The organism is Xenorhabdus sp. KJ12.1 (assembly GCF_963876495.1).
GTDB lineage: Bacteria > Pseudomonadota > Gammaproteobacteria > Enterobacterales > Enterobacteriaceae > Xenorhabdus > Xenorhabdus stockiae.
Genome location: NZ_CAWNQH010000057.1, coordinates 71,461 through 93,950 on the forward strand (window position 1 = coordinate 71,461; position 22,490 = coordinate 93,950).

The following is a 22,490-nucleotide window of genomic DNA, read 5'->3' on the forward strand; positions in this document are numbered from 1 at the left end:
TTGTTTGTCTTTTTTTTGCGATAAAAATCACATAATGATGGAGTTATTGTCAGATGATTTTGGTGGAAGATATTTAATCTAAAATATAGATAACAGTAATATTTAGCAATTATTTAGAAATTAATTAGCGATCTCCCCATTCCGAAATGCCCTATTACGATTATTTTCTTGAACGCTGTTAAGTAAAAACCAGCTTTTCTTAAGACTCATCACAAGCCTTACGTTCAATGAGTTGACTATTCATATCAAAATAGCGACTAGCCCAAATTTGGATGGGTGGAGTTTAAGGCTAAGAGCAACATGCCGCCTAATGCGGCTTTTTCCATATTGATTTAATCGAATAAGAACCTGACTGTATACTAAATCGTTCAGAAAAAGTAGTTATCAATCTGACTACTTCCGATTTGATGTGAGGCCAACAAATGAACATCCACAGCCAGCATTTTAAAAATGGATGTTGCTTGTTGCGTCGCAACAAAGATTCGAGCATTAAGCCAGCTCCGCCAATGTAAAGTATGACCAGTACGGTGATTGTATTATTCATAATATGTTTTGTATGTATTTAGATGCGTATTATATTGATTTGTTTTAAGGAGTAAAGATAGAAACAATGACAGTACCTAATTTATCTTATTAAGATAATGAAGTTATTTAATTAATGATGGTATTTTTCCAAAATGGAAAAGGTGATCAATAAAATACCTTTAAAATTAATAAGATGAGTCATTTTGTTGTTCTTGATTCGGCGGCCAAAGGGGAATTGTCAGTTTGATAGCCATCTTTAACTGGGTTTTCTGTTCTGGAACTCTCTAAACCTTGTCCTTCGTAGTATTAGCATATGTTGACATATGTATGAGTTGGGATATACTATACATATGTTAAGTTTGTGGAGAGGAATATATTATGAGAACAAGAACAGTTTCTGTGTTTAAAAATGGCAATAATAGAGCCATTCGTTTACCGAAAGATTTTGATTTTGATGGAGTGAACGAATTAGAGATTACCCGTGATGGTGATAGCATCATCCTACGCCCAGCCAAACCTAATTGGATATCATTTCAAGAAAAAGAAAAAGCAGATGATGATTTTTTGATTGAGCGTAATGATGTTATCGAAGATGGACGGGTTATTCTGTGAAAAAAATATACATGCTTGATACAAACATTTGTTCTTTCATTATGAGAGAACAACCTCTATACCTGCTTGAAAAACTTCAAGAGTGTGTAATGAACCGCCATACTATTGTGGTTTCAGCAATTACCTATTCAGAAATGCGCTTTGGGGCAATAGGAAAGAAAGCATCGCCTAAACATAATGTCTTAGTTGATGCATTTTGTGAACGTCTTGATGCAATTCTATCTTGGGATAAAGAAGCAATAGATGCAACAGTTACGATAAAAAAATGCTTATCTGATACTGGGATGCCAATAGGTAATAACGATACTGCAATAGCAGGACATGCAATCGCTGTTAATGCAATATTGGTCACAAACAATACCCGTGAATTTTCACGAGTCGAAGGGCTTCAACTTGAAGATTGGACGAAACTCTAATAAGTATTAGTTTCCATTTTGTCGGCTTATGGTTGCTGAGTTAATCCTGCCTCCATATGCAGGGTTATTAGTTCAAACTCAGACTCTAATTCATCATAATCTTGCTTTACTTCTGGATTTTGTAATGCCTTATCCTTAAGGGATTGTAAGATATTGATCTATCACCATTCCTCAGTCCAACCATTGTTTGTGCCCTTATCTGGATTGCGTTCTGTAATAACTAGTTGTAGTTCTAATGCAGATAATAATTTAAATAATGTTTCAATTTTGCTTCTTTCTGGATCATTCTCGAAAGCAGATACCGTACTCTGCTTCATTCCTACAAGTTCAGCGGCATTCTTTTGGGTGAACTTCATTTCTTTGCGTTTATCTCGAATTGCTACAGCAAGTGTTTTAGGCGTAGTGATCTTCATAAGTATCCCTCCTAAAGGATAATTTAACAATATCCCCTACAGAGGATAATTGCAATATAACTAAATTAGTAAACATTAAATATAAGTTATTTATTTAATTTTTTTATCTTTTTATTTTTCTTGTTGTTTAAAACAATAAATTTTTATGTAATTGATATAAAAATAAAAGGGCGCATAGTGCGCCCTTGTTGATGATTGTATTATTCTTCTTCGTGGTCTTCCGGCTCACTACCATCCATTGCAGCATCTGCAATCTCTGCATTTTCAGTATGCCACTTTTCAAGCAACTCTATGATTTTCTCAGTAGGGAGCTTCTTGAAGTTTTCGATAACCTCTTTGCGTGAGTAGGCTTTATCACCCAAGAGAATACGACCGGATGCATTCTTTTGCAGATAACCGATATTCAGCATGTGCTCAACTAGAGATTCGGTTGAGTCAATACCAATGTCGGTATCGTAATAGAAACTCCACGATGCAGTTTTGAAAGGTGGTGCTACTTTGTTTTTAATGACTTTTGCTGTTACAACGTCACCTATACGCTCAGCTCCCTCTTTGATTTGTGCTTTGGATAACTGGATGCGAACGGAAGCGTAAAAGGCAGGAGCTTTGCCGCCCGGTGCTTTTGTGTTATCACCAAAAGTGACACCTAAATCTAGACGACACTGGTTCAGAAATATCATGCACACGTTATATTTATTCGCCCACTGTGCGAGAGCAGGGAAGTGTGAAGATGTACAACGAGCCAATGCAGTATTGTCGTTCATGTTCAGATTATCTTTATCTTTCCCTTTCCCAGAAGCTTTATTTTCGAATTTCTGGAAAATCTGATTCGGCACCATAGATGCTAGTGAATCGAAGACCAGAACAATAGGCGCTTCCGGTTTTATAACCTTGCTATCACGCATTGCTTTGACAATTGAGGCTGAGTATTCAATCGATTCCTCAAACGTCTCCGGCTGTTGGTAAATCCAATCCCCATCATCTCCTACATTAAGGCCGCATTTTTCGCCTAATAGAGAATCAAAGCTCTTTTCATGATCCATAAAGATAGCAACACCACCTGCTTGTTGTGCGGATTTCATTACTTGGGTTGCAATATAGGTTTTACCGCTGGACTCCCAACCAAAGATCTCAATGATGCGACCACATGGCAGACCACCACTGTATTTACCTGAAACAGCTTTGTTCAGATGAGGTAAGCCGGTATTGAGCCACACTTTGACGTGTTGCTGTTTAGCGTTGGATTTAACAGTGCTTTTAAAGAATTTTTTTAATGCGTCGTTCGTTGCCATGATTACACTTTCTCCAACGGGTAAACGGTTTTTAATACGTCAATTTCAATGATGGCCTGATTTAAGTATTTACAAATACGGCTATAAATAGTCAGGCAGTGGCCATACACAATTTCCAGCTCACGTTCGGTTACAGAAATTTCGCTATTTGCCAGAATGGAACGAACACGACCTAAACCATCACGACCGTATAGATTGATAATCTCTTTTGCTAATTCGGTTGGGGTAATTTTCAGGTCTTTGGTTATGAGTGAAGTGATCATGTGGTTCTACCTTTTAATCCATATCGTTCAAACGGGACAAGAAACACGTCTAGGTCTTCCAGAATTGACTGGAAATTTAATTTGAGCAGTAATTGCCGTAGTTTTTCAGGATCGTAATCCATCGGGATTTGTCGGATATTATCTGGTTTTAATGGACAGCCACGCAGCATCATTAGCTTGAGGTTGCGTTTGAAAATATCCATCATGCCAAGACCCTGCTTTTCGTTAAATTCGTTGCGTGACAGCTTTTCAAACGATTTACGAGCGCGGTTCTTCATTAGCTCTTCGCCAGAAAGGACGATGCGACGAATTTCGGCTACAGAACCATATTCAGCCATAAACTCTTTTGCTCCTTTTTCACCAATTCCACCAACTCCCGGTATGGTGTCAGAGTTATCGCCATGAAGAGCTTTCCCTTGAACGAAAGCTAGTGGAGTGTGGTAACCGGTATCTTCAAAGAATTTATCAAGGCGCAAAATATTATCGTCACGCTGATTGATATAAGACACATTTTCATCAACCAACTGCTTCCAGTCACCGTCACCGGTCAGGAGGTAAATGTGATCATATTTGTGTTTTTCTGTGTTAACCAGAAGACCAGCCAGATCGTCAGCCTCACCGTCTTCTGCAATAAATTGTTCAACGCCTAAATATGAAAATGCTTCCTGAATGAGAGGCCGTTGCTGCTTAAACTTCTCTTTCATTGCCTCCATATCAGGATTTGGCTCGCGTGTTTTGTATTTAGGAAACAAATCATTACGCTTTAGCGGCTTGCCATCCCAAAGGATGATTACACGGGATTTTTTGATGGAGGCGATACGTTTTACAGATCGCAGAGTATTGAAGATAGCCTGTACTTCCATATCTCCAACTTTCAATGTTGCTGCTGATTGTTGGTGATAGTAGCCTTGACTGTGTGCATCAACCAATAAAAGGTTCATCATTTCTCCTAATGATAAGGGCGCACGAATGCGCCCTTATCCACAACCAAAGTTACAATTACAGACCTTCTAACTGTGCCATCATGTCAGCCAGTTCATCACCGCCCAATGCTTCGGATGATGCAGGAGCAACGTGAGCTGTCTGTGTTTCAGTAACACTTTCAGTACCTTTAAACTCCGCCGCTACAGCTTCCTTTGCCGCATCTTTAGCAATATTACCTGTTGGAACAGATGTTGAGCCTATGCCAGTAGCAGGGCTTGAAAAACCCGGTAATGCAATGCCAGTTGTACCGGTGGCAGGGAGAGCCATAGTAGAACTAATAGAAACAGAAACACCGGTTAGTGTCCCGATTGCTTTACCAGCAATAGCCAGTTTATTAGCATCATTCAGGCCATTGGCGAAATTTTCGAGATTATGTACTGAAGAAAGATGTTTTGCGGGAATGGCAGCTTTACCTTCTTTACGTGATGGTGACACGCTGTACTTAGTATCACGACCAGCACCAGTACGTTCGATCTTAAAGCAGTAACCTTTTTCGATATCCAGAGGCTCGCCAATTTCATCGGACATATCTTCTTCAATGGATTTAAGAACGTCTTCAAACACAGTTTGAGGCAGTTCAACCAGTTGAGTTTTTTCGGCCAGATTGATATCGGGTGTAGTTGTTAATACACCGTTGACAATGTAGCGTTGGCTTGAACGGGTTTCGGAAATCAGCTCTTCCATACTAGGATTGCCTTTATGGACTGCTTTTGCCTCCATAATTGCTTCACATAATTCACAATGTTCACCGTATGTAGCTGTCTTACAGACAGAAGCGACGGTTTTATCTTTACCTGCATCTTTGGTTTTAACAAAGTGCATGCCGAATGGTTGATAAAAGATCGCGTTTGGATTTTCTACATTAGGGAAAATGCGAAGATATTGGACGCCACTTTGTAATTTGGCAGTATCAATGCCGCGGCTTGCGCGTTTTGATACCAGCTCTTTACGTTTTCCTTTAATAAGCTCTAACAATGTAGACATACCGATTTCCTTAATCTGTTTGTTTATTGGTTTGTGTGTTTAGATTGTTAATTAATTTAGTCAGTTAATTAATGTTCCTGCTTACTCATTTTTATCTCACAAATAATAGATCAGTAAATACATACATAAAAGCTGTTTTTTAAGGGAGTTTCATTTCTTTCCGGCAAATGTTCCTGCATTTAGATATTCGTAATCTAACGTGGCTTTCTTTGAGGCTTGAATAATCATGTCTCTACGATGGCGAAAGGCTTCTGTGGCGGCTTTATAGAGGTCTGATAACTCTTTATTGTGGTTGTAATTGTGTCGAGCCGAAACAAGAGCACGAGCAATCGCAATAACCTTTTCCGGCAATTCGTCGATAAAGGATGTGTTGAGATTTAGCTTTGTTTCTTCACCGGAATAATAGCGTTCTATCTGGCTTACCATTGCATCTATAGCTGACTCAGAACTCTTTGTGCCGTTCATGCTACGTGCTGATCTGACGATGTTATAAATAGCTGCTTCAAGCCCTTCAATACGTTGTTTTTCTTCTGAGCAGATGCGCTCAACATCTGCTTGCTTAGCTGCATATTTCATCATTAAAAGGGGCTGTGTCGTCCAGACTGTATCGAGGTCATTTAGGTTGGTCTTAAGGTCTTGCTCTATCTGGTCAATGATAGTTTCTTTGATACTTGGATTAGGTTCTTTCATATAAATAAAATTCAGTGGAAATTTAAAAGTTAATTTTATAGGTATTTAAATACCTACCATTAAGGGTTGAAATTATGTGTCAATAATCCCACATGACACAAAGAGTTATTCACAAGTACCGAATGATATTTGCTACTACGCAGCCTTTTGCCTTTCTGCTTCTTGTTGTCTAAATAAGTGAACCTTTTTGGTCAGTTCCTCGCGTGGTACGCCTTGTTCAATTAAATCGTCCAAATCGCCGCCAACAAACTCGTTCATTAAGGCTATACGTTCCTCTGCTGAAGATAGAAACCTATTACGATAACTGACAAGGTTTTGAAATGCTCTTTCTGTGTTATTACTGAAAGCAATCTCTTTGAGAAGCCGATTCAGTTCGTCCAATTCATATTTATCGATCATTCCTTTAGCCACGTCACGAAGGCGGCGATTGACACGCATTTTTTCTTTTTTTGCCAAAGCTATGACGATTTCTAACGTGGTTGTCACACTGATAAATCTCCCGTAAGGTGAGGCGAGTACCATTGATTTAGCCTTTTCACGGATCTTATCTGTAATAATCGGTTGTGCTTTTTTCATTTCCATTTGGTTTATCTCTTAACTACTTGTATTGAAATAATAAGCCATCCAGAAAGGTGTTAAACCATAACTGGACGGTAGTAGTGTTAACTTTCATTGATCGCGTTTGCTAGTTCTTCAACGATTTTTACCAGCTTTTCGTCTTCTTCTGGTCGGAAGTAGAGAATGTTAGGGTTGAATGCATAGAACACGGTTGCATCCATCGCTGAAAAATATTCTTTTCTGCCAACGAGATCTGATGGTTTTGATTTATTGTTGAATAGCGAAGCAGCTAAACTGCCACAGGTTAAGATATAGGTGGGTTTTGCTATTTCTATCTCTGCTTTCATATACTCAGTGAATGCAGAAATATCTTCTTTGGAATAGGCTTTCATCCCTTCATCTTTAGGCTTTTTAAGTACACCAGTGATGTAAATATCGCCCATTAGGAAGCCGGCATTTGTTAAAATAGATTTAAATTCGTTATAACCGGACTCCATAAAGTAACCGTGTGTTGCATCTCCTTTGCTTGCACCGTCAAGAAGGATCATAAAGCGTGGCTTACGACCAGTGCGTGGCCGGATAAGACCATCTTTTAATCCTGTTTCACTGGCTATGCGATTCATCAATAAATTGATATTGGCATTAACCTTTTCATTCATTACAAATTCACGGGAAGTTTTGACAGCTTCAACAATGAGATTACCCATCATTTCAGCCTGATTTTTCCGGCGAGATTCATCCGTGGCCGATGGTTGATCCATCTCTATCGCCGCAAAAGCCCCGACTGAATCCAAAGCCTCAATGACACGAGAATTACAAGAACGCTTGTTAACAGCTTCCACAAACTGAGCTTTGCTCTCAAATTTACCACCGACCTTATCTCTGGCATCAACAATCGCCACACTACCTGTAGATGAACAGCCTTTAATAGCGCTAAACGGAGCAAATAGAGCAGGGCGACCGTCAATGTCTCTAATCTCCATTCGCTGACTGGATATATTGATATCAGGAGGCATAATGACAATGCCGTAATCTAATGCATCATTGACGAGATCTTGATGCTTATCTTCCCCTAATATCGTCAGTGCAGCAGCAAAAAATTCAGCCGGATAATAAGTTTTGAGCCACATAGATTGGTAGCTAATTAGGGTGTAAGCCACGGCATGAGATTTATTGAATTGATATGATCCGTTTTTTTCCAGAGCTTCCCAAACTTCATTTGCTTTTTCTTCGGATAAACCTAATTGCTCTGATCCTGAAACAATAGAGTTAACTATCTTGTCTTCAATAAACAGCTCAATACCGGCATTCAGAGCATCTTCTACGGTTAACTTAGTGTCTCCACATTTAAAATGCTCTGCGCGATGCACGGTTTTGATTGCTCCATCCTCGAATAACACATCAATCCAACCAGCTCCAGCTTGTGCTTTAAATAGAGTACCCATTAAAGCCATTTTTGCTAAATCCTTCTTGCCGATTGCGGAACGGACACCATCAGCTTCGGCAAGTGTAAAACCACCGAGTATCTGTACTGTTTTCATGGTCTGTTCTTGGTAGAGAATAACACCGTTTGTTTCTTTGGTTAGCTCATCAAGTTTCGGGTGAAGTGAACTTGGTTCATGGAAGCCTTTAGCGACACCAACAAACGTATCTAACATGCCTGATTGAATTGGGCCGGGTCGGAATAATGCTGTTGTCGCAACAACCGTTTCAAAAGATATGGGGTCAAGGCCACCACCTAAATCTTTAAGTAGCTTACGCATTGGAGCAGATTCTAGCTGGAAAACACCTTTTGTACGTCCATCAGCAAAGTTTGCCATGACTTTAGGATCATCAAGAGACACTTCGTTTAACTTCACTGTACCGGAGCCATAACGCTCATCTATATAATCGACTGCCAATTGCAGCAAATCGAGCGTAGCCAGCCCTAACACGTCTAATTTGATTAACCCCATGTCTTCGCAATGGCGTTTATCCCAGTTGATTACACGCTCATTGCCGCGCAGTTCTATTACAGCCCGTTCACGAATTGGCACACTGGATACAATCATCCCAGCAGCATGGCGACCATAGCTTCGCATCATGCTTTTTAACTTACAGGCAGCGGAAAAGGCTTGTGGGTATTTATCTGCATATTTGTCTAGTGATGCCAACTCGGTACGGAGTTCTTCGAGTGGGAGGTCATCACCTTCTTTCGCAGCCCAACCAACTTCTTTTGAAACGGAAAGGTCACTTGCTGGAACGTTGAAAATTCTTGCTGAATCGCGGATTGCCGATGCTGCGCCTAAATATGAATAGTTAACGATACCAGCAACATAGTCCTGACCGTATTTACTGTAGAGATATTGAATGGCAAGGTGACGTTTGGCTTGGGAAAAGTCTAAATCGGCATCGGGCAAATCCAGACGTTCAGGATTAATGAAACGTTCAAACAACAGACCGTGACGGATAGGGTCAACGTCAGTGATCCCAACACACCAAGCTACAAGAGAGCCACCTACAGAGCCACGACCAGCCCCTACCGGTACTTTGGTTTTTAAGGCGTGCTGCATGAGGTCTGAAACCAGCAGGAAGTAACCACAAAAGCCTAAGCGACTTAACACCTCCAACTCGTATTTCAAGCGGTCGATATAAACCTGCCATTGTGTTGATGGTGGTGTATAACCAAATGATTTTTCTGTCAGCTTGGCTTTGAGTCCGGCTGCGGCCATTGCTTTCAATGTTGCAGTTTCATCATCTGCCATTTTAGGTAAAGCAACATCCATTTTATGCCACCGCCACTTGCATTTTCCTATTAGTTCATCTTGGATAGTGGAAACCATAGTTGGTGTGACAGGCGTTGATGTTCGCGTACTGAATTCTTTAAGGTTCTTGAGAAGATGAACACGATCGTTAATAGCATTATCACGTACATAAGGGATTCTCATGCGGTATATTTGGTCTGATTTGACGTTATTGCACACCTGATACGCTACATCTTTCAGATCCGCATCTTCGGGTATTTCGTAATACGCAGGGTAAAAAGCTATCTTTTTCAGTGAAAGAATATCGGCAGCAAGAGAAGATTTAATATTAATCTGGTCAAAGAAAGGCGAAGTCATAGGGTATATGGCTGCATACAGGTCATCACGATTTATGAATGCCAGTTTTTCCATTATTGCCATGTAGTCGCGACGGCGAAATACACTGTCAAAATCGGCAGTCATTAGAACGATATTGCCTTTTCGATATGTATCGATAACTTGGTCAATATCCAGCCGTGGTGTTTTATAAAATTGCTTGCGCTCATATCCGAGGCTTATTAACGAGCAAAGATCAGAAAATCCAGCTTCGTTTTTGACCATAGCAATAAATGAGTAGCTAAAATCACGCACAATCGGAAGTAGTTCTTCGTCAGCCTCTTTACGTACTTTGTTCTCTGATTCCAGAAAAGGATTATCAACAATACACAGCCGACTTCCCAACACTACTGAGAGTTCGTCAGAAGCCGCCAGTTGCATTGGAATAACAGCGGATATATTCATCGTGTCAGATGAGATAATCGCTTTGTAGCCTTTCAACTTTGCAATTTCGACTGCTTTCGATGCCTTAATAGTGGATTCACCTAGTGAAAAGTCGGTTCTAGCGAGTAGCGCTTGCATTCTTTTTACCTTTTTTCTTCCCTGCGTCCATTGGGAAACCTTCAAATTTGCCAAAGATGATGATCATTCGTTTTTGCGCCTCTGCATGACACGCATCTTTATGTGTACAGACACAACAAAGAGATGATTTTTCTGAGGCAGTGGTGATAGAGCCAAAACAGCCGATCATGCGGCCTTACCAAATATCCGTTGTGCAAACTCACCAGTTGCTACAGCAGACGCAGAAGGCAATTTATTGATGTAGGACTTTTGCAATCCGAGTACGGGGTCGTTACGCATTACACCGACAATACCGGCATTCAGTAGCTCACGAGGGCCAATTGGCTGGGATACTTCGTGAGCCTCATAAGCATCACGACAGCGTTTAGCAAACTTGACCAGATTTTTAGCCATTTGTTCAGGGATGCCGTGTGAAACCAGAATTAATATTTCTTGTGCTTCCGGCATGTATTCCACTTTTGATACCAACGCAAAACGTGAGTAGTTAGCGGCATTTTGTTGGTTTGTGCCCTGATAGAGTCCAGTTTCATCTCCAGAACCGTTAGTGTTGCCAGTAGCTACAAAGGCGAAATGTTTATGGCGAGTTGTCTTGCGCCACTCCGGTGTTGCTTCTTTCAGGATCAGCGGTTCTCCCTCTAGCACCGGTTGGTACAAAGATAGAATTTGCGGATAAGCAAAATCATATTCATCGGCGAGATAGATAAAGCCATGCTTCATCGCTAAGGTCAAAAGTCCCGGTTCAAAATAAGTACGGCCATCTTTGGCAAGTATCTGACCAGTAATGTGTGATTCTTCTGTGGATGCCGTATGCTGGGAGCGGATCAACGGACGACCTAAACGAGCAGCAATTTGCGTTGGTAAGGTCGTGTTGTGTGTAACAATAAACTCCTCAGTAACATATAGGCTATCTTCCGCTGCTACTTTGATGCACATACACTCAGCTTCACCGTCAGCATCAATTGAAGTAATAAAACGACTTGGCGGATTCTTTTTACTAGGCGACCATTCAACTAATTTTCGTGTCGAGTGAAATGGGGAAAATAAGGTTTTTACGTTGATTTCTGCGTAGTAACCGCTTTTGTGTTTTGCTTTTTCATATTCTTTGACAATTACAGTACCGCCGAGTGACTGAACTAAAAATTTAATACCTTCAGCTAACTTGCGAGATGTTGTTGAAAAGCCAGTACGGTTAGAGCGACATGTTCCGTCCGTATCCATCAAACCACGCAGTAATTCGAGGCGATTTTCTCTTGAGTCAAATAGATATTGTTCAGGGATGAATTTGTTACCTGAATAAACGTTCAGACCTAAACGAACAATTTCTTTTTTGATCCGATTGCCATGAAAAATGGTGTTGTCTGTAATACTGAATTGGCGTCCGTTTTTACTGGTAACGCGAACTCCACCAGTTTCAATACCTTCTGGAAGTAATGAGTCCACACGGCTTTTAATGTCTAAATCGCCAGCCCCTAAACTTATCACAGGCGTTGTACCTAGCAATCCACCATCACCAATCATCACACCTAAGATATACGGGTGGATGAAGTGCTCCTTTTCCGGCCATTCAACAGCTTCAACTAATGGAATTTTAAATTTATGGCCTGTGGCATGTTTAATCCCAGCATCAAGCATTTCCTGAGTTGTGCGAACCATAGGTTTTTGCTTATATCCACGCTTATATTCGTGCGTGGGTAATGTAGTCCACAGATGTTCTTTACATGCACGAGTTGAAGCACCGTCTCTGAATATGACGCGAAACATAGGTTTTATTCCTTGAGGAAATATACCCACAACGCTTGTAGGTTTTCCGTCTGAGCCAAATACCTTGTCTCCCACTCTTAGATCACCAAAGCGTTTCATACCGTCTGGTGTTGGAATAATGGTATCTATCGGTTGAGCTTTTCCTGTTCCTGCATGACCCCATAGATAGCCCGGCATTCCAGTAGTAAACATCATTAATGTATCTTTGATTAATTCAATATCATTGAAGACGTATGATTCTTTAACTTCCGGCACAAATTCTGGAAATGGACGATTAATAAAGACCTCAGTGACAATTGGCTTGCCTAGTGCATTGCATAGATGCTCAGTTGGAAGACCAAGTACTTCGTTTACCGCCACTCGTTCAGTGCGGTATTCTGTTACACCTACATGATGGCTATGCGCGGCAGTTGTTTTTGTGTCAGATTTATCTGCCGTAGTAGACATTGCTACCTTTGTACTTTCTTCGGTTAACTTTTCCTCCTGTTTTTTACGCCATGCTTCTAGTGCGCTAGGTGAAATCGTCTGCATGTTAGGATAGAGACGTTTGTATTCTGTGAGGGCATCGTCTGGATTCATTGGGGTATTATCTTCATAGGTCGGATGCTTAGAACACAGATATTCACCATCTTTGGGAGTGAAGTGCCGCTTCATCATTACGTCTGGCTTTCCGCAAAGTGCACAGTGAATAGCGGCAATCTTTTTTTCGTCAGTTTCTTTTGGCATTTTCTTGTAACCTTAATTTGCATTGATGTTATTGTTTAAATTTAAGATGATATCTTACATAAAAATAATAGGTAAGTAAGTCAATACCTATTATTTTTTTGAGTGTTTCTTATAGAAGATCTATAAATATATTATGGGAGCACGGCATTCATTTTTAGGTAACAACTTTAACTTTAAAGGGCTATAACATTCCCTAACAGCACGTTACGGATTGCTGCAATCACTGTTTTCGGCAAATCATCCACAGAATTAACCTTAGTGTGATACTTGTAAAATTTTTCCGGATCACTTGTTTGTATGCCAATAGCCAGCAAATCAATTTTGGCTTTGTTTATCAAATAATCAGCAGAGTCGACTAAATGTTTACCAAAACCGTTACCTTTAGCGCAGGGAGCACCATCAGACAGGATAAGCATGATTTGTTTATCCTCAGTTCTGCCCACATGGTGACGCGACAGGGAGAGAATGCTTTCCCCATCCACGTTATTGCATAATGGAATGTAACTAACACACGTTCCCAATCTAGCCATTGCGATACTGGAGTTAACCTTTTCGTTCCAGTTTTTTAATGTTGGAAGGAACAAAGGTTCATAACGGTTGCAGCTAATATCACTACCGCGCATCAAACCAACGGTCGTAAAACCAGTGATTATGTTAGGCACTTTAATTTTGTCTAAGGCATCAGATAGGGCGTAGGCGGCGGCAGTTGCGAGCATAATTCGTTTTCCGCCCATAGAACCGGATAGGTCAATAACAAGCTGGACGGCGGCGTTAACTGCTTTATGGTCGTATTTCCTAGAAAATACGCGATCGTCATTGATAGTAGGTAGAGCAATCTTCCATAAACTTGACGAGTTAATTTTGCCCTTACGTAATCCATTAACCTTTTGGACTCGGTTTTTGCTGGCAATTGCCCGTTCTAAATCTTTTGATAGCGTTTGAGATTTGTTAGTAAGTTGAGGCTCGATAAATTTCCTGAAACTGCTAAGCCCTAATTTTTCGTTAAATTCATAATAAATATGTGAACTATCAGCCCAAACAGCTCCACCAACCCGTTTTGTTCCATTCTTGATAAATTCAGATGCATTCTCTAACAATCCCATAAAATCATTAACGCGGGTGAGTGGCAGATAAGCACCGGAGTGGACGGATTTAATTTCATCAGAGATCATTTCACTGGCGGCATCTTCTACGCTTTTAGACTTTGGAGCATCGTCAGACTCTAATTCAGCCATATCTTCTGCCGTCAATTTTTCCGGTTCTTCTGAATCAGATAGTAATTCTGGTTCAGAAGAGTTAACTGTATCGCCTGTATCAAGTTCAGAAGATGGGCTATCACCACCTATGGTTGTATCGATTTTTTTCGATTCATCACCTGAATTTGAATTATTTTTTGACTCCCGATCATCTATTGTGGGCTTAGATTCGCTGCCGTCATTTAGTTCTGGTTCTCTAAGTTCATCACTATGTGCATTTTTTGAGTCTTTAGTGTCCTCATTGTCTTTTGGTATATCATTATTTTCTGTTTTTTTATCTGTATCTGTATCTGGATACGTATCTTCTTTATCGGAAGAATGAGGTTCTTTTTTGATGATTTTTTTATCTTTTTTTGTTTTTGAAACCTTGTGGTCTAAGTCTTCCTCAGTTGATTCTAGTTCTTTACTTGCTTCGGTTTTAGATGGTTCCTCAATTTTTTCTTTCTTTGTCTTTTTTTCATCAAGACGGAATGCACGTAACAAATCAGCAGCTAACTTAGCTGATCCCTCTGATTTGGTGATCCGGTTTATTCGAACTTTATAATTGATTGAATCGAGCACGGCTAACTCACTTTCAAACATATCCCAATATGACTCCATGAAGTCCATAAATGGTGTATGACCGCAGAATGCCCGTGAAATCGGCATCAAGAATACTTCTAAAAACAGAGCGCGAGTATTTTCTGCATAGCTGTGAATGTAGCCATCAATTTTAGAGGAGAAGTAATTTTCAATGATATATTTCTGCGTTTTTAGTAAGTTTTGTCGACTTCCCTGAAATATCGAAGACATTTTCCGCTCAATGTATGTGTCTTCTATGACATTCCAAACATAGTGCGCCTTTTTCTCAGATAAAAAGGTTGAAATTTTATGGTCAGTAAACAAAACGTGCGCGACTTCATGATCTATAAAACCACGTATAGCATTAAGCAATGTATCAGAAGCGGTGTCGGGAATTGACGGGATATTGATGTATTCGAGTTCGCCAGTCTTTTTGTTATATGCGCAATATGCTTGCGAACCAAAATCTACCACCTTGATTTTCTTCGAGGCTAATAGGCTGACGACCGTCTGAACCGACTCGCGAAAAGTCAGAACTTCTGGCCTTATTTTTCCATCCTTTATCATTTTATTTTACCTTACCTTTTCATGGTGCTATGTGATTTTTGGTGTATGAAAATAATAAAAAAAGCGTATAGGCAGTCAATCTATACGCTTTTTATTTGGAGGGGATGTGAATTTGCTAGCGTTGAGTTAAAACTCGTGTAGTCCCTGTATCTGTCAACATATAAAACTCACCATTGACTGTAAGGTGATGAATAATGAGGTCATTAGATGTGTAAATTTGCAAAAGATTGTTAGAGGCTTCGCCCATGATTTCAGCCATGTCATTTTCAGTCAAAAGAACGTATTTGCCTGAATCCATTTTCTCAAGCAATCCTGTTATCGCTGCCATGTAATTAACGCCTCTTTTGTATGTAACTAAGTACTTATATTGTTCATGCTTATTTGGGGGTTAGATTATATAAATTAGAACTCAATAAAGGCAATTGTTTTTATTCTCATTTTTAAAAACGATATAGTTTAGTCAGTAAATACACAATGTTGCCTTGAATTAGGTGACATAATGAGTGACTGTTAATAGATATGTATTTACTTATATTGAGGTTAGCGTGTATATTGTGAAAAACGTTGAAATTATAAAATTCATATTAAATAAGGCATAAAGAATGAGTAAAAATATTATCGGCGACTTTTTAGCTGCTGCAATTCTTGCAAGTGGAAAGTCGCAGGCTGAGATTGCGGAAGAAGTAGGGTATTCAGCCCATAATAATATTTCTATGCTAAAAAGTGGCAAGATGCTGTTTCCTGCAGAAAAGATATCCGTTTTTGCAAAAGCATTAGGTATTGATGAGGGGGTCTTATTCAAAATAGTTATGCAGACCCGCTACCCTGAAATCTTTGCGCTGTATGAAAAAAACGCTCGTACACTTTCCCAAGATGAAGTAAAAGTGTTAGAAGCGTATCGTAACTTTAAAGGTGGTGATGTTAGCGATATTGCACTAGCAGCTATTAGAGCTGATGAATTTATCGGTAAAGCAACAAGCAAATAATCAGTCTTCACAATAGATTTTTGAAGTAGGTGGCAGTGATAGGCTGCCTACTTCAAAGTCGTGATTTAAATTTCGATAAGAATCTGTTTCTACAATCCTTTTTACTTCATTTGAAAACAAATCAAGCGCATCCCGCATTTGATCAAAGTAATCATGCCTATCATACACTCTGTCTATACCTTCAAGAGCGTGGTTCATTATCTTGCGCGCCACATCATTTTGAATTCCTAACGCAGCCAGTTTGGTTCTAGCTGTTCTGCGTAAGTCGCGAGGTGTAAATTCTTCTAATCCAAATTTAGGATAATCACGAACCATGCGGCGTATACACTGTGCAGGAGCACCTTTCGATATAAGTTCGTTTGGATATTTAGGTGATGGGCAAAGCCACTCACTGTTAGGAGAGGCTTCAAAGAGATTGTTTAAGCATAATCGCATCATTTCGCTAATAGGTAATGAATGATTGCGGCGTGATTTGTTACGGCTGCCCTGTCGCCATATGCCGGACTCAAGGTTGAATTCGCTTTTTTTAGCCTTGAAAACTTCATCTGGCCGTCTGGCGCTTAACAAACAAAACCGTAGCCCCCATCTAATTTGATCGCTGAAATCCCACATGTCTAAACCATGCCAAAAACACCATATTTCAGCGTCAGATAATGAGCGACTACGCGGTTCAGGAGCCTTTCCACCAATATCTTTACGTGTCATTGAGGCTAGTGGGTTTCGCTCGATGTATCCCTGATGTTCGCACCATGAAAGAAACTGTTTTGTAAGAGCGAAAACTCGTTTTGCTTCGTTGACTTTGCTATCAGAAAGTAAGCGATTGAATACTCGGTTCAATTGAATTTTTGTGCATTTCCTTATGTCGATATCACCAATAATAGGTAATAGGTGAGCAAGTAATGATGAAATAGCAATCTCTGGTCTGCGTCTAGTTAGTAGTAAGGAAACCTTTACCCATATACTAATTAAATCTCTCACCTTATATTCATCTTTCAATTTATTTTCCAATGTAATAAGTGAGTAATTACTTATCATATTTAAATAATTTATGGTATTTATGCCTACATACTCATTTATACGGTATGATGCTTCATTGTTCATTTTATTCATATCAATGCCTTATTTTTATAGATTACTTATTTATATAAATAATGTTTTTTTAATTTTTTATTTGGATTAAATATAGTCTATTAGATAGCGAGACTCCAGACTAACTAAGTCTGGAGTCACAAGAAGAGGTTTTGAACGGATTTTGCACCCTTCCCCCCCCCTCCCGATAAATAAGTTCTCACTGCACAAAAATCAAACCATCTTTTTCAATCTAAAGTTAGGGTGTATCGGCTGCTGTAGATTTTTTATACTCTCCTTGGAATATGGTTACTGGTGATTACTTCCTATTTTGTCTATAATGTACATTCGAGCCATTTTAGACGGTAGGTGATTTATGGAAGTTATTCCCGCACAACTTGCTAAGAATCAGTTTGGTGATCTGCTTATGAAAGTTCAGCGTGAGCCGGTGGAAATAAGTAAGCATGGTAAGCGCGTGGCCGTAGTCATTTCTCCTGAAGAGTATGATCAGTTCGCACAGCTTAAGTTACAAAGTTTGAAAGCCATTCTTGCTGAATCTATTGCACAAGCTGATCGTGGCGAGCTGCATAGTATTGATGATGTCTTTGCACCTTTGACGGTCGATGAACTTGAAGATAAGGCTTAGAAATGAGCGTTCAGTTTACCAAGAAGGCTAGAGAGCATATTCGTGCCATAAAACGGTATTCCTTGCGCCGATGGGGGGCGAGCGTAGCAGAGGCTTACACTAATTCCTTGCGTGTGACTATGACTGATATTCTTGACCGGCACCCATCCCCCGGACGTGATCGTAGTGAGGATCTTCATGTTGGTGTGCGGAGTTTCCCTGTTGAGAGTCATATTATCTACTATCGAGAAGTTCCGGCTGGTATTGAAGTGTTGGCCGTATTGCATCAGACACAAGATCCACATAACAATCTGTAATCAATGAGTCTGGAACTTTTGTTTCCTCTGTGTCAGCCCCCATGTTGGGGGCTGTGTATAGGATTTTACTACTTGAATAATGGCAAGTGGTTTTCTGTGCGCCATTTTTTAACGCGGGCCACTACTCCTTCTGGTGAGTCATCATCACCGTCCTCTGGATAAAAAATCACATCACTGCCATCTGGATGTTGAGTTAGGCGTTCAAACTCGATAACAGCATCCACATCTTGTTGTTCCGTATCGTGATCACTATTAAAAATTTTTGTTACGAAGGCCAAAAATTCAGCTTCAGTATAATCTTCAAGTTTATTCTTACTCATAAATCAATCTCTGTTATTTGGAATGAATTTTAATGTGGTTTTTCGGGGTGACAATACGCAAGTTATCAACATCATAGACTTCACCGCCATGTTGAATTTCTTCAACATGATGTAATTCAAGTTTCTTTCTGCCTCCAACCTGATCTTTTTTACGTGCAAATGGTGCTCTGCCTTTTGCAATCGCTTTTTTATTGGCCTTTGTTTTTATGTTTTGTGCTAATTTAGGTACTTTTCCAATTTCGGTCCAAATAGCCTGTCTAAATTTATCAAATGAACTGAATTTCTTCCCTTTTAATTTTTTTGCTACCTCTTTAGGGATAGGATCTCCTAGTTCTTTAGACACACCTTCCAGCCATTTTTCACCAACATCTGTACCATCTCCTGTTGCTGTGCCGGGCTGATCCCGCTTTTTCTCCTTCTTAGCCTTTTCTTCTTTTTCTTTTTTCTTATTTTCTGCTTTTTCCCGCTTTTCTTGAGCAACTGTGAGGGCATGCTCTGATTCAGCAATTAAGCGCTTTTGTTCCAATAACTTTTGTCTGGCAAAATTAAGCTCCTCTATTGCCATTTCTGTATATATGCTGCCTGTTTCTAATACATCCTCAGTGTCACCTCGACTAATTTCTTCAAGGAATTGTCCTGGCGCAGCATATTTTTCAAATACATCTTCCCAACTAACTTCTTCTGGATAAAGTGATTCAGCTCCCTTCTCCAGCAATGAGTTAAGATTTTCTCTAGAGTTAACAACTGCATAAAAATTAAAATCAACCTTGGCATACGGTGCATAAATCGGAAACTCAATACGCTCATCCCATTTTCGCGTGACAGGATATTTTTCGGGGTTTGCCAGTGTTAATCCTAGCGGTTCATTCCTTTTAGTATCTAGAGTCTTACCAGCTTCAAGAACAGTAGCTTCTGCATCACGTAATTCTTTATCAGCTTCATCTAATTCTAATTCTGCGGCCAATAGAGGGTTCGCTGCTGCCCATTCCTGCTCCCTTTTTTTAGCCTCTTCCAGTTGTGCTTTTTTTTCTGCTTCTGTAGGCACTTTGGAAACAGAAATATAAATCGGCTCATGCTTACCATCAAAATCAAGAATGGCGTGATGGGTATCACCCGCTGATGTAGGTGAAAATATTCCCACCTCAGAGGCTGTATTCACTTGATTTTTATTTAGTTGAGACGACGGTATTGAATTATCAACAGTAATTTGCATGGGTTTCATCCCAGCCACAACCTGAGCTGAATAAACGTTGGGTTTACTTGTTTTTTCGGCCTTGACCACACTAACTTCAGTTGGCTCTCTTGTTATAGCTATTTGGCGTTGTCCGTTTTTCGTGTCAACAACAGGCTGACTTACTACATCAGCAAGTATTTTACCTGCTTCACGAATGCGTTCCATTGGAATATGAGTAGCAACTATTGCGGCCATTGGCAGTGCAGTTACGTGAAAAACATCAGTGACATTAACACGCGCTGCATCTTCTTTAGCCTTGTCGATCATTTGCTGCTGTAGTTGTGCCGCCTTTTCTTTTCGACCTTCTTCCAGACCCATCAGGAATGATCCAATTCTCCCTAGTGGAGTCCCTCTTACCGCTGCACCTGCTAAGCGGGCAGCCATAGGCTTAGCATTATCTATATAGCTTCCCCAATTCATAAAAGTGTTTTCAGGCACATTGGTACAAACAGTTGCATTTATAGTTCCACCAATGGGAAAAGTTGGTGCTGGATAGCCGGGTTTGACTAATCGGAGATCAGCTACAGCATATCTTGATGAATTGGCTGCTTGTCTACCGCCACCACTGCTCCCACCACCGTTATAATCACCAAAACCATTTGAATTTCCCCATCCAGCATCCCTTGAGGGGCCAGGTGCAGATACTGTCATTGAGTCTTGCATTGTTTTTCCTTTTTATTGATTTTTTTCCTTTCGACATACATGCAGTTATCATTTTATCTGCATAAAAAAATGTCGTTTCCACTTATCAAGAATAAAAACAATTAATTAAATTAATCTATTCATTCTTGTTTATGATATTAACAGTGGCTTAATGAATTTATTACCGAATGCAATTGTCTGACTGGCTGTACAAGGCGGGGAGAATTATAGATATGCTGTTATGACCGATTCCATTTTCATTACTCATAATGAATCTCCTTTTCAATGAGTTTTTATTAAATTTTTGTTTATTATGTATGTCCGTATACATATTGAACTTATGGATACTGTATTCATATACAGTATCTGGGCTATAAATTCCACAGTAAATAAAGTCAAAATTTTTTTATCAATTACATGTGCTATTTTTATCGATATTGTAATTAGAGTTTTACAAAATGTAAGTTGGGGTGAGAAATTGACGGGGATTAGTCTGAGATATTGAGGTTTTGCAGATAGATTACCCACTTAACTATATGAGTTAAAAATAAAATGATCCTAATTAATTTTTAAGGGATTGACATGTTTTTTCCCAAGCTCCTAATCGATATTATTTTAATGGGCATCTTCATAAACCTCAGCCAAAAGTGAATGATAAATTTATTGATTGATATCACAGGCCAACGAAATCAAATCATGTAACTCGGTCGAGCAATTATTGCTGGTTTTATCGAGAATAACTTCAAATAAAGAGGTTCCTAAACCCGCTAAATACATCGTCTGATCTAATGAAATAGAGTGTCGATGTTTTACGTAACTCAGTAGTTTTTGTGCCAATGGTTGCGGTGAATGCTTTAAAAGGGCGTGGTGAACATCCCGATTGATATCACTCACCAGTGCAAGCAGATTATTTAAATCTACTGAACATTCCTTTTACGCTTTTTCGAAAATGAATGCGAATAGAGACGTTGCTAAACCTGCACGATACACTGCTTGTTTTAGCGGGATAGGGTTATTACACACAACTTACCTCTACAATTACTACTGAACTTGGATAATTTTATTCCTGAGAATTGTTGCGAGGATTACGCTCAATTAATCGGTCATACGAATCAAAATAGCGGCTATGCTAGATTTCTGAAGGGTGTACTATAATCCATTCACCTTTCGGCCACGGACGACTGAGAATATTTGCTAGTGTGGATGAGCTGAGTCTTGCTTCACGGGAGACTGCTGCTAATGTTGCACCGCGCTTACGTAATGCAGCGATGCTTCTTAGCTGTACCAGAATTTTTGATTCCACCATATTGACATATAATCTATAACTTATATTATTGTGTATAAGTTATAGATTATATGAGGTGTGTTGTGTGGACAGTAATATTGACGGACTGTTTTTATTTTTGGTTAGCAGAACAGGATGGTGATACTCAGGAAAAAGTTTTAGCTTCCCTCGGAAATTTAGAGAGGTATGGTCCGAGATTATCCAGACCCTATGCTGACACAATAAAAGGTTCTAAATATCCAAATATGAAAGAATTAAGAGTTCAACATACAGGAAAACCGATCCGTGCATTTTTTGCTTTTGATCCAAAAAGACAAGCTATTGTTTTATGTGCTGGAGATAAAAGTAATGATAAAAAATTCTATCAAAAAATGATTCGTATTGCTGATGATGAGTTCACTACGTACCTTGCATCAATGGAGGATAAATTATGAAAACGTTAAAAGATGCAATTGCTGAACGTTCCCTAGATAGCCAGTTAAGAATTAAAGATCTTACTGATGAGATGACTTTAGAAATAGGCTTACAGCTTTTAAGAGAAGAGTTGAATATTTCACAGAAAAATCTGGCGAATAGCCTTGGCGTATCTCAGCCTGCTATCACTCAGATAGAGCAAAGAGGAAATGATGTAAAACTTGCTACGCTAAAGCGCTACATCGAAGCTATGGGGGGGAAACTTAGCTTAACAGTTGAGTTACCAACAGGTGATGGGCGAGTTTTTCATATCTGATTTTTAGTAAATTCCCTCCGTAAACCCTCGCCCA

General features: G+C 39.6%; 20 protein-coding genes and 3 pseudogenes. 7 read left to right on the plus strand and 16 right to left on the minus strand.

What is annotated here, in order from left to right; genetic code table 11:
* The first annotated feature begins 903 nt into the window (after positions 1 to 903).
* Both vapB and AACS92_RS05630 read left to right on the plus strand, forming a co-directional pair.
* The gene (vapB, locus tag AACS92_RS05625; RefSeq protein ID WP_099110350.1) at positions 904 to 1,137 is read left to right on the plus strand and encodes a type II toxin-antitoxin system VapB family antitoxin; all 234 of its coding nucleotides are present in this window, start codon (positions 904 to 906) and stop codon (positions 1,135 to 1,137) included.
* The gene (locus tag AACS92_RS05630) at positions 1,134 to 1,553 is read left to right on the plus strand and encodes a type II toxin-antitoxin system VapC family toxin (protein ID WP_099110351.1); all 420 of its coding nucleotides are present in this window, start codon (positions 1,134 to 1,136) and stop codon (positions 1,551 to 1,553) included. The genes vapB and AACS92_RS05630 overlap by 4 nt, the downstream gene beginning before the upstream one ends.
* Positions 1,554 to 1,714: 161 nt before the next feature.
* Here AACS92_RS05630 and AACS92_RS05635 read toward each other — a convergent pair whose 3' ends face one another.
* The 12 genes and pseudogenes from AACS92_RS05635 to AACS92_RS05690 form a co-directional block, all read right to left on the minus strand.
* Entirely contained in the window at positions 1,715 to 1,966 is a 252-nt protein-coding gene (locus AACS92_RS05635) for a helix-turn-helix domain-containing protein (protein ID WP_099110352.1), read from the minus strand.
* A gap of 200 nt (positions 1,967 to 2,166) precedes the next feature.
* Entirely contained in the window at positions 2,167 to 3,258 is a 1,092-nt protein-coding gene (locus AACS92_RS05640) for a recombinase RecA (RefSeq protein WP_099110353.1), read from the minus strand.
* 2 nt (positions 3,259 to 3,260) lie between these two features.
* On the minus strand, positions 3,261 to 3,521 hold the full coding sequence (locus AACS92_RS05645; RefSeq protein WP_099110354.1) for a hypothetical protein: 261 nt from the start codon (positions 3,519 to 3,521) through the stop codon (positions 3,261 to 3,263).
* Entirely contained in the window at positions 3,518 to 4,465 is a 948-nt protein-coding gene (locus AACS92_RS05650) for a 5'-3' exonuclease family protein (RefSeq protein WP_241537959.1), read from the minus strand. Before AACS92_RS05650 ends, AACS92_RS05645 begins: the two co-directional genes overlap by 4 nt.
* 55 nt (positions 4,466 to 4,520) lie before the next feature.
* Positions 4,521 to 5,489 carry a regulator gene (locus AACS92_RS05655; protein ID WP_099110356.1) on the minus strand — a complete coding sequence of 323 codons (969 nt, stop codon included), beginning with the start codon at positions 5,487 to 5,489 and terminating at the stop codon, positions 4,521 to 4,523.
* Between the two features lie 150 nt (positions 5,490 to 5,639).
* Positions 5,640 to 6,179, minus strand: a complete 540-nt coding sequence (locus AACS92_RS05660) for a hypothetical protein (protein WP_099110357.1) — start codon at positions 6,177 to 6,179, stop codon at positions 5,640 to 5,642.
* Positions 6,180 to 6,314: 135 nt separating this feature from the next.
* On the minus strand, positions 6,315 to 6,761 hold the full coding sequence (locus AACS92_RS05665) for a hypothetical protein (protein WP_099110358.1): 447 nt from the start codon (positions 6,759 to 6,761) through the stop codon (positions 6,315 to 6,317).
* Positions 6,762 to 6,841: 80 nt separating this feature from the next.
* On the minus strand, positions 6,842 to 10,378 hold the full coding sequence (dnaE, locus tag AACS92_RS05670) for a DNA polymerase III subunit alpha (RefSeq protein WP_099110359.1): 3,537 nt from the start codon (positions 10,376 to 10,378) through the stop codon (positions 6,842 to 6,844).
* Positions 10,379 to 10,543: 165 nt separating this feature from the next.
* Positions 10,544 to 11,254: pseudogene (locus AACS92_RS05675) on the minus strand (AAA family ATPase); the annotation flags it as partial.
* 189 nt (positions 11,255 to 11,443) lie between these two features.
* A pseudogene (locus AACS92_RS05680) lies at positions 11,444 to 12,865 on the minus strand (LAGLIDADG family homing endonuclease); the annotation flags it as partial.
* A gap of 173 nt (positions 12,866 to 13,038) precedes the next feature.
* On the minus strand, positions 13,039 to 15,249 hold the full coding sequence (locus AACS92_RS05685; RefSeq protein WP_099110361.1) for a cobaltochelatase CobT-related protein: 2,211 nt from the start codon (positions 15,247 to 15,249) through the stop codon (positions 13,039 to 13,041).
* Positions 15,250 to 15,364: 115 nt separating this feature from the next.
* Positions 15,365 to 15,577 (minus strand): hypothetical protein, encoded by a 213-nt coding sequence (locus tag AACS92_RS05690; protein WP_099110362.1) that lies wholly within the window; start codon positions 15,575 to 15,577, stop codon positions 15,365 to 15,367.
* A gap of 274 nt (positions 15,578 to 15,851) precedes the next feature.
* On the opposite strand from AACS92_RS05690, the gene AACS92_RS05695 reads away from it, so the two are divergent.
* Positions 15,852 to 16,235: a helix-turn-helix domain-containing protein gene (locus tag AACS92_RS05695; RefSeq protein ID WP_099110363.1), complete on the plus strand. Its 384-nt coding sequence runs from the start codon at positions 15,852 to 15,854 to the stop codon at positions 16,233 to 16,235.
* On the opposite strand, the gene AACS92_RS05700 is transcribed toward AACS92_RS05695, so the two are convergent.
* Positions 16,236 to 17,345 (minus strand): tyrosine-type recombinase/integrase, encoded by a 1,110-nt coding sequence (locus tag AACS92_RS05700; protein ID WP_099110364.1) that lies wholly within the window; start codon positions 17,343 to 17,345, stop codon positions 16,236 to 16,238.
* A 334-nt stretch (positions 17,346 to 17,679) separates the two neighbouring features.
* Between AACS92_RS05700 and AACS92_RS05705 the strand changes: the two genes are divergently transcribed.
* Both AACS92_RS05705 and AACS92_RS05710 read left to right on the plus strand, forming a co-directional pair.
* Entirely contained in the window at positions 17,680 to 17,949 is a 270-nt protein-coding gene (locus tag AACS92_RS05705; RefSeq protein WP_099110365.1) for a type II toxin-antitoxin system Phd/YefM family antitoxin, read from the plus strand.
* A gap of 2 nt (positions 17,950 to 17,951) precedes the next feature.
* Positions 17,952 to 18,245, plus strand: a complete 294-nt coding sequence (locus AACS92_RS05710) for a type II toxin-antitoxin system RelE/ParE family toxin (RefSeq protein WP_099110366.1) — start codon at positions 17,952 to 17,954, stop codon at positions 18,243 to 18,245.
* A 68-nt stretch (positions 18,246 to 18,313) separates the two neighbouring features.
* Here AACS92_RS05710 and AACS92_RS05715 read toward each other — a convergent pair whose 3' ends face one another.
* The 3 genes and pseudogenes from AACS92_RS05715 to AACS92_RS05725 form a co-directional block, all read right to left on the minus strand.
* Positions 18,314 to 18,565, minus strand: coding sequence for a bacteriocin immunity protein (locus AACS92_RS05715; RefSeq protein ID WP_099110367.1), 252 nt, complete (start codon positions 18,563 to 18,565; stop codon positions 18,314 to 18,316).
* 13 nt (positions 18,566 to 18,578) lie between these two features.
* Complete coding sequence (locus tag AACS92_RS05720; RefSeq protein WP_099110368.1) at positions 18,579 to 20,462, minus strand: colicin-like bacteriocin tRNase domain-containing protein; 1,884 nt, start codon at positions 20,460 to 20,462, stop codon at positions 18,579 to 18,581.
* Between the two features lie 1,039 nt (positions 20,463 to 21,501).
* Positions 21,502 to 21,747: pseudogene (locus AACS92_RS05725) on the minus strand (helix-turn-helix domain-containing protein).
* A 50-nt stretch (positions 21,748 to 21,797) separates the two neighbouring features.
* Between AACS92_RS05725 and AACS92_RS05730 the strand changes: the two are divergent.
* Positions 21,798 to 22,160, plus strand: a complete 363-nt coding sequence (locus AACS92_RS05730) for a type II toxin-antitoxin system RelE/ParE family toxin (protein ID WP_099110370.1) — start codon at positions 21,798 to 21,800, stop codon at positions 22,158 to 22,160.
* On the plus strand, positions 22,157 to 22,456 hold the full coding sequence (locus tag AACS92_RS05735; RefSeq protein WP_099110371.1) for a helix-turn-helix domain-containing protein: 300 nt from the start codon (positions 22,157 to 22,159) through the stop codon (positions 22,454 to 22,456). Before AACS92_RS05730 ends, AACS92_RS05735 begins: the two co-directional genes overlap by 4 nt.
* Positions 22,457 to 22,490: the final 34 nt, after the last annotated feature.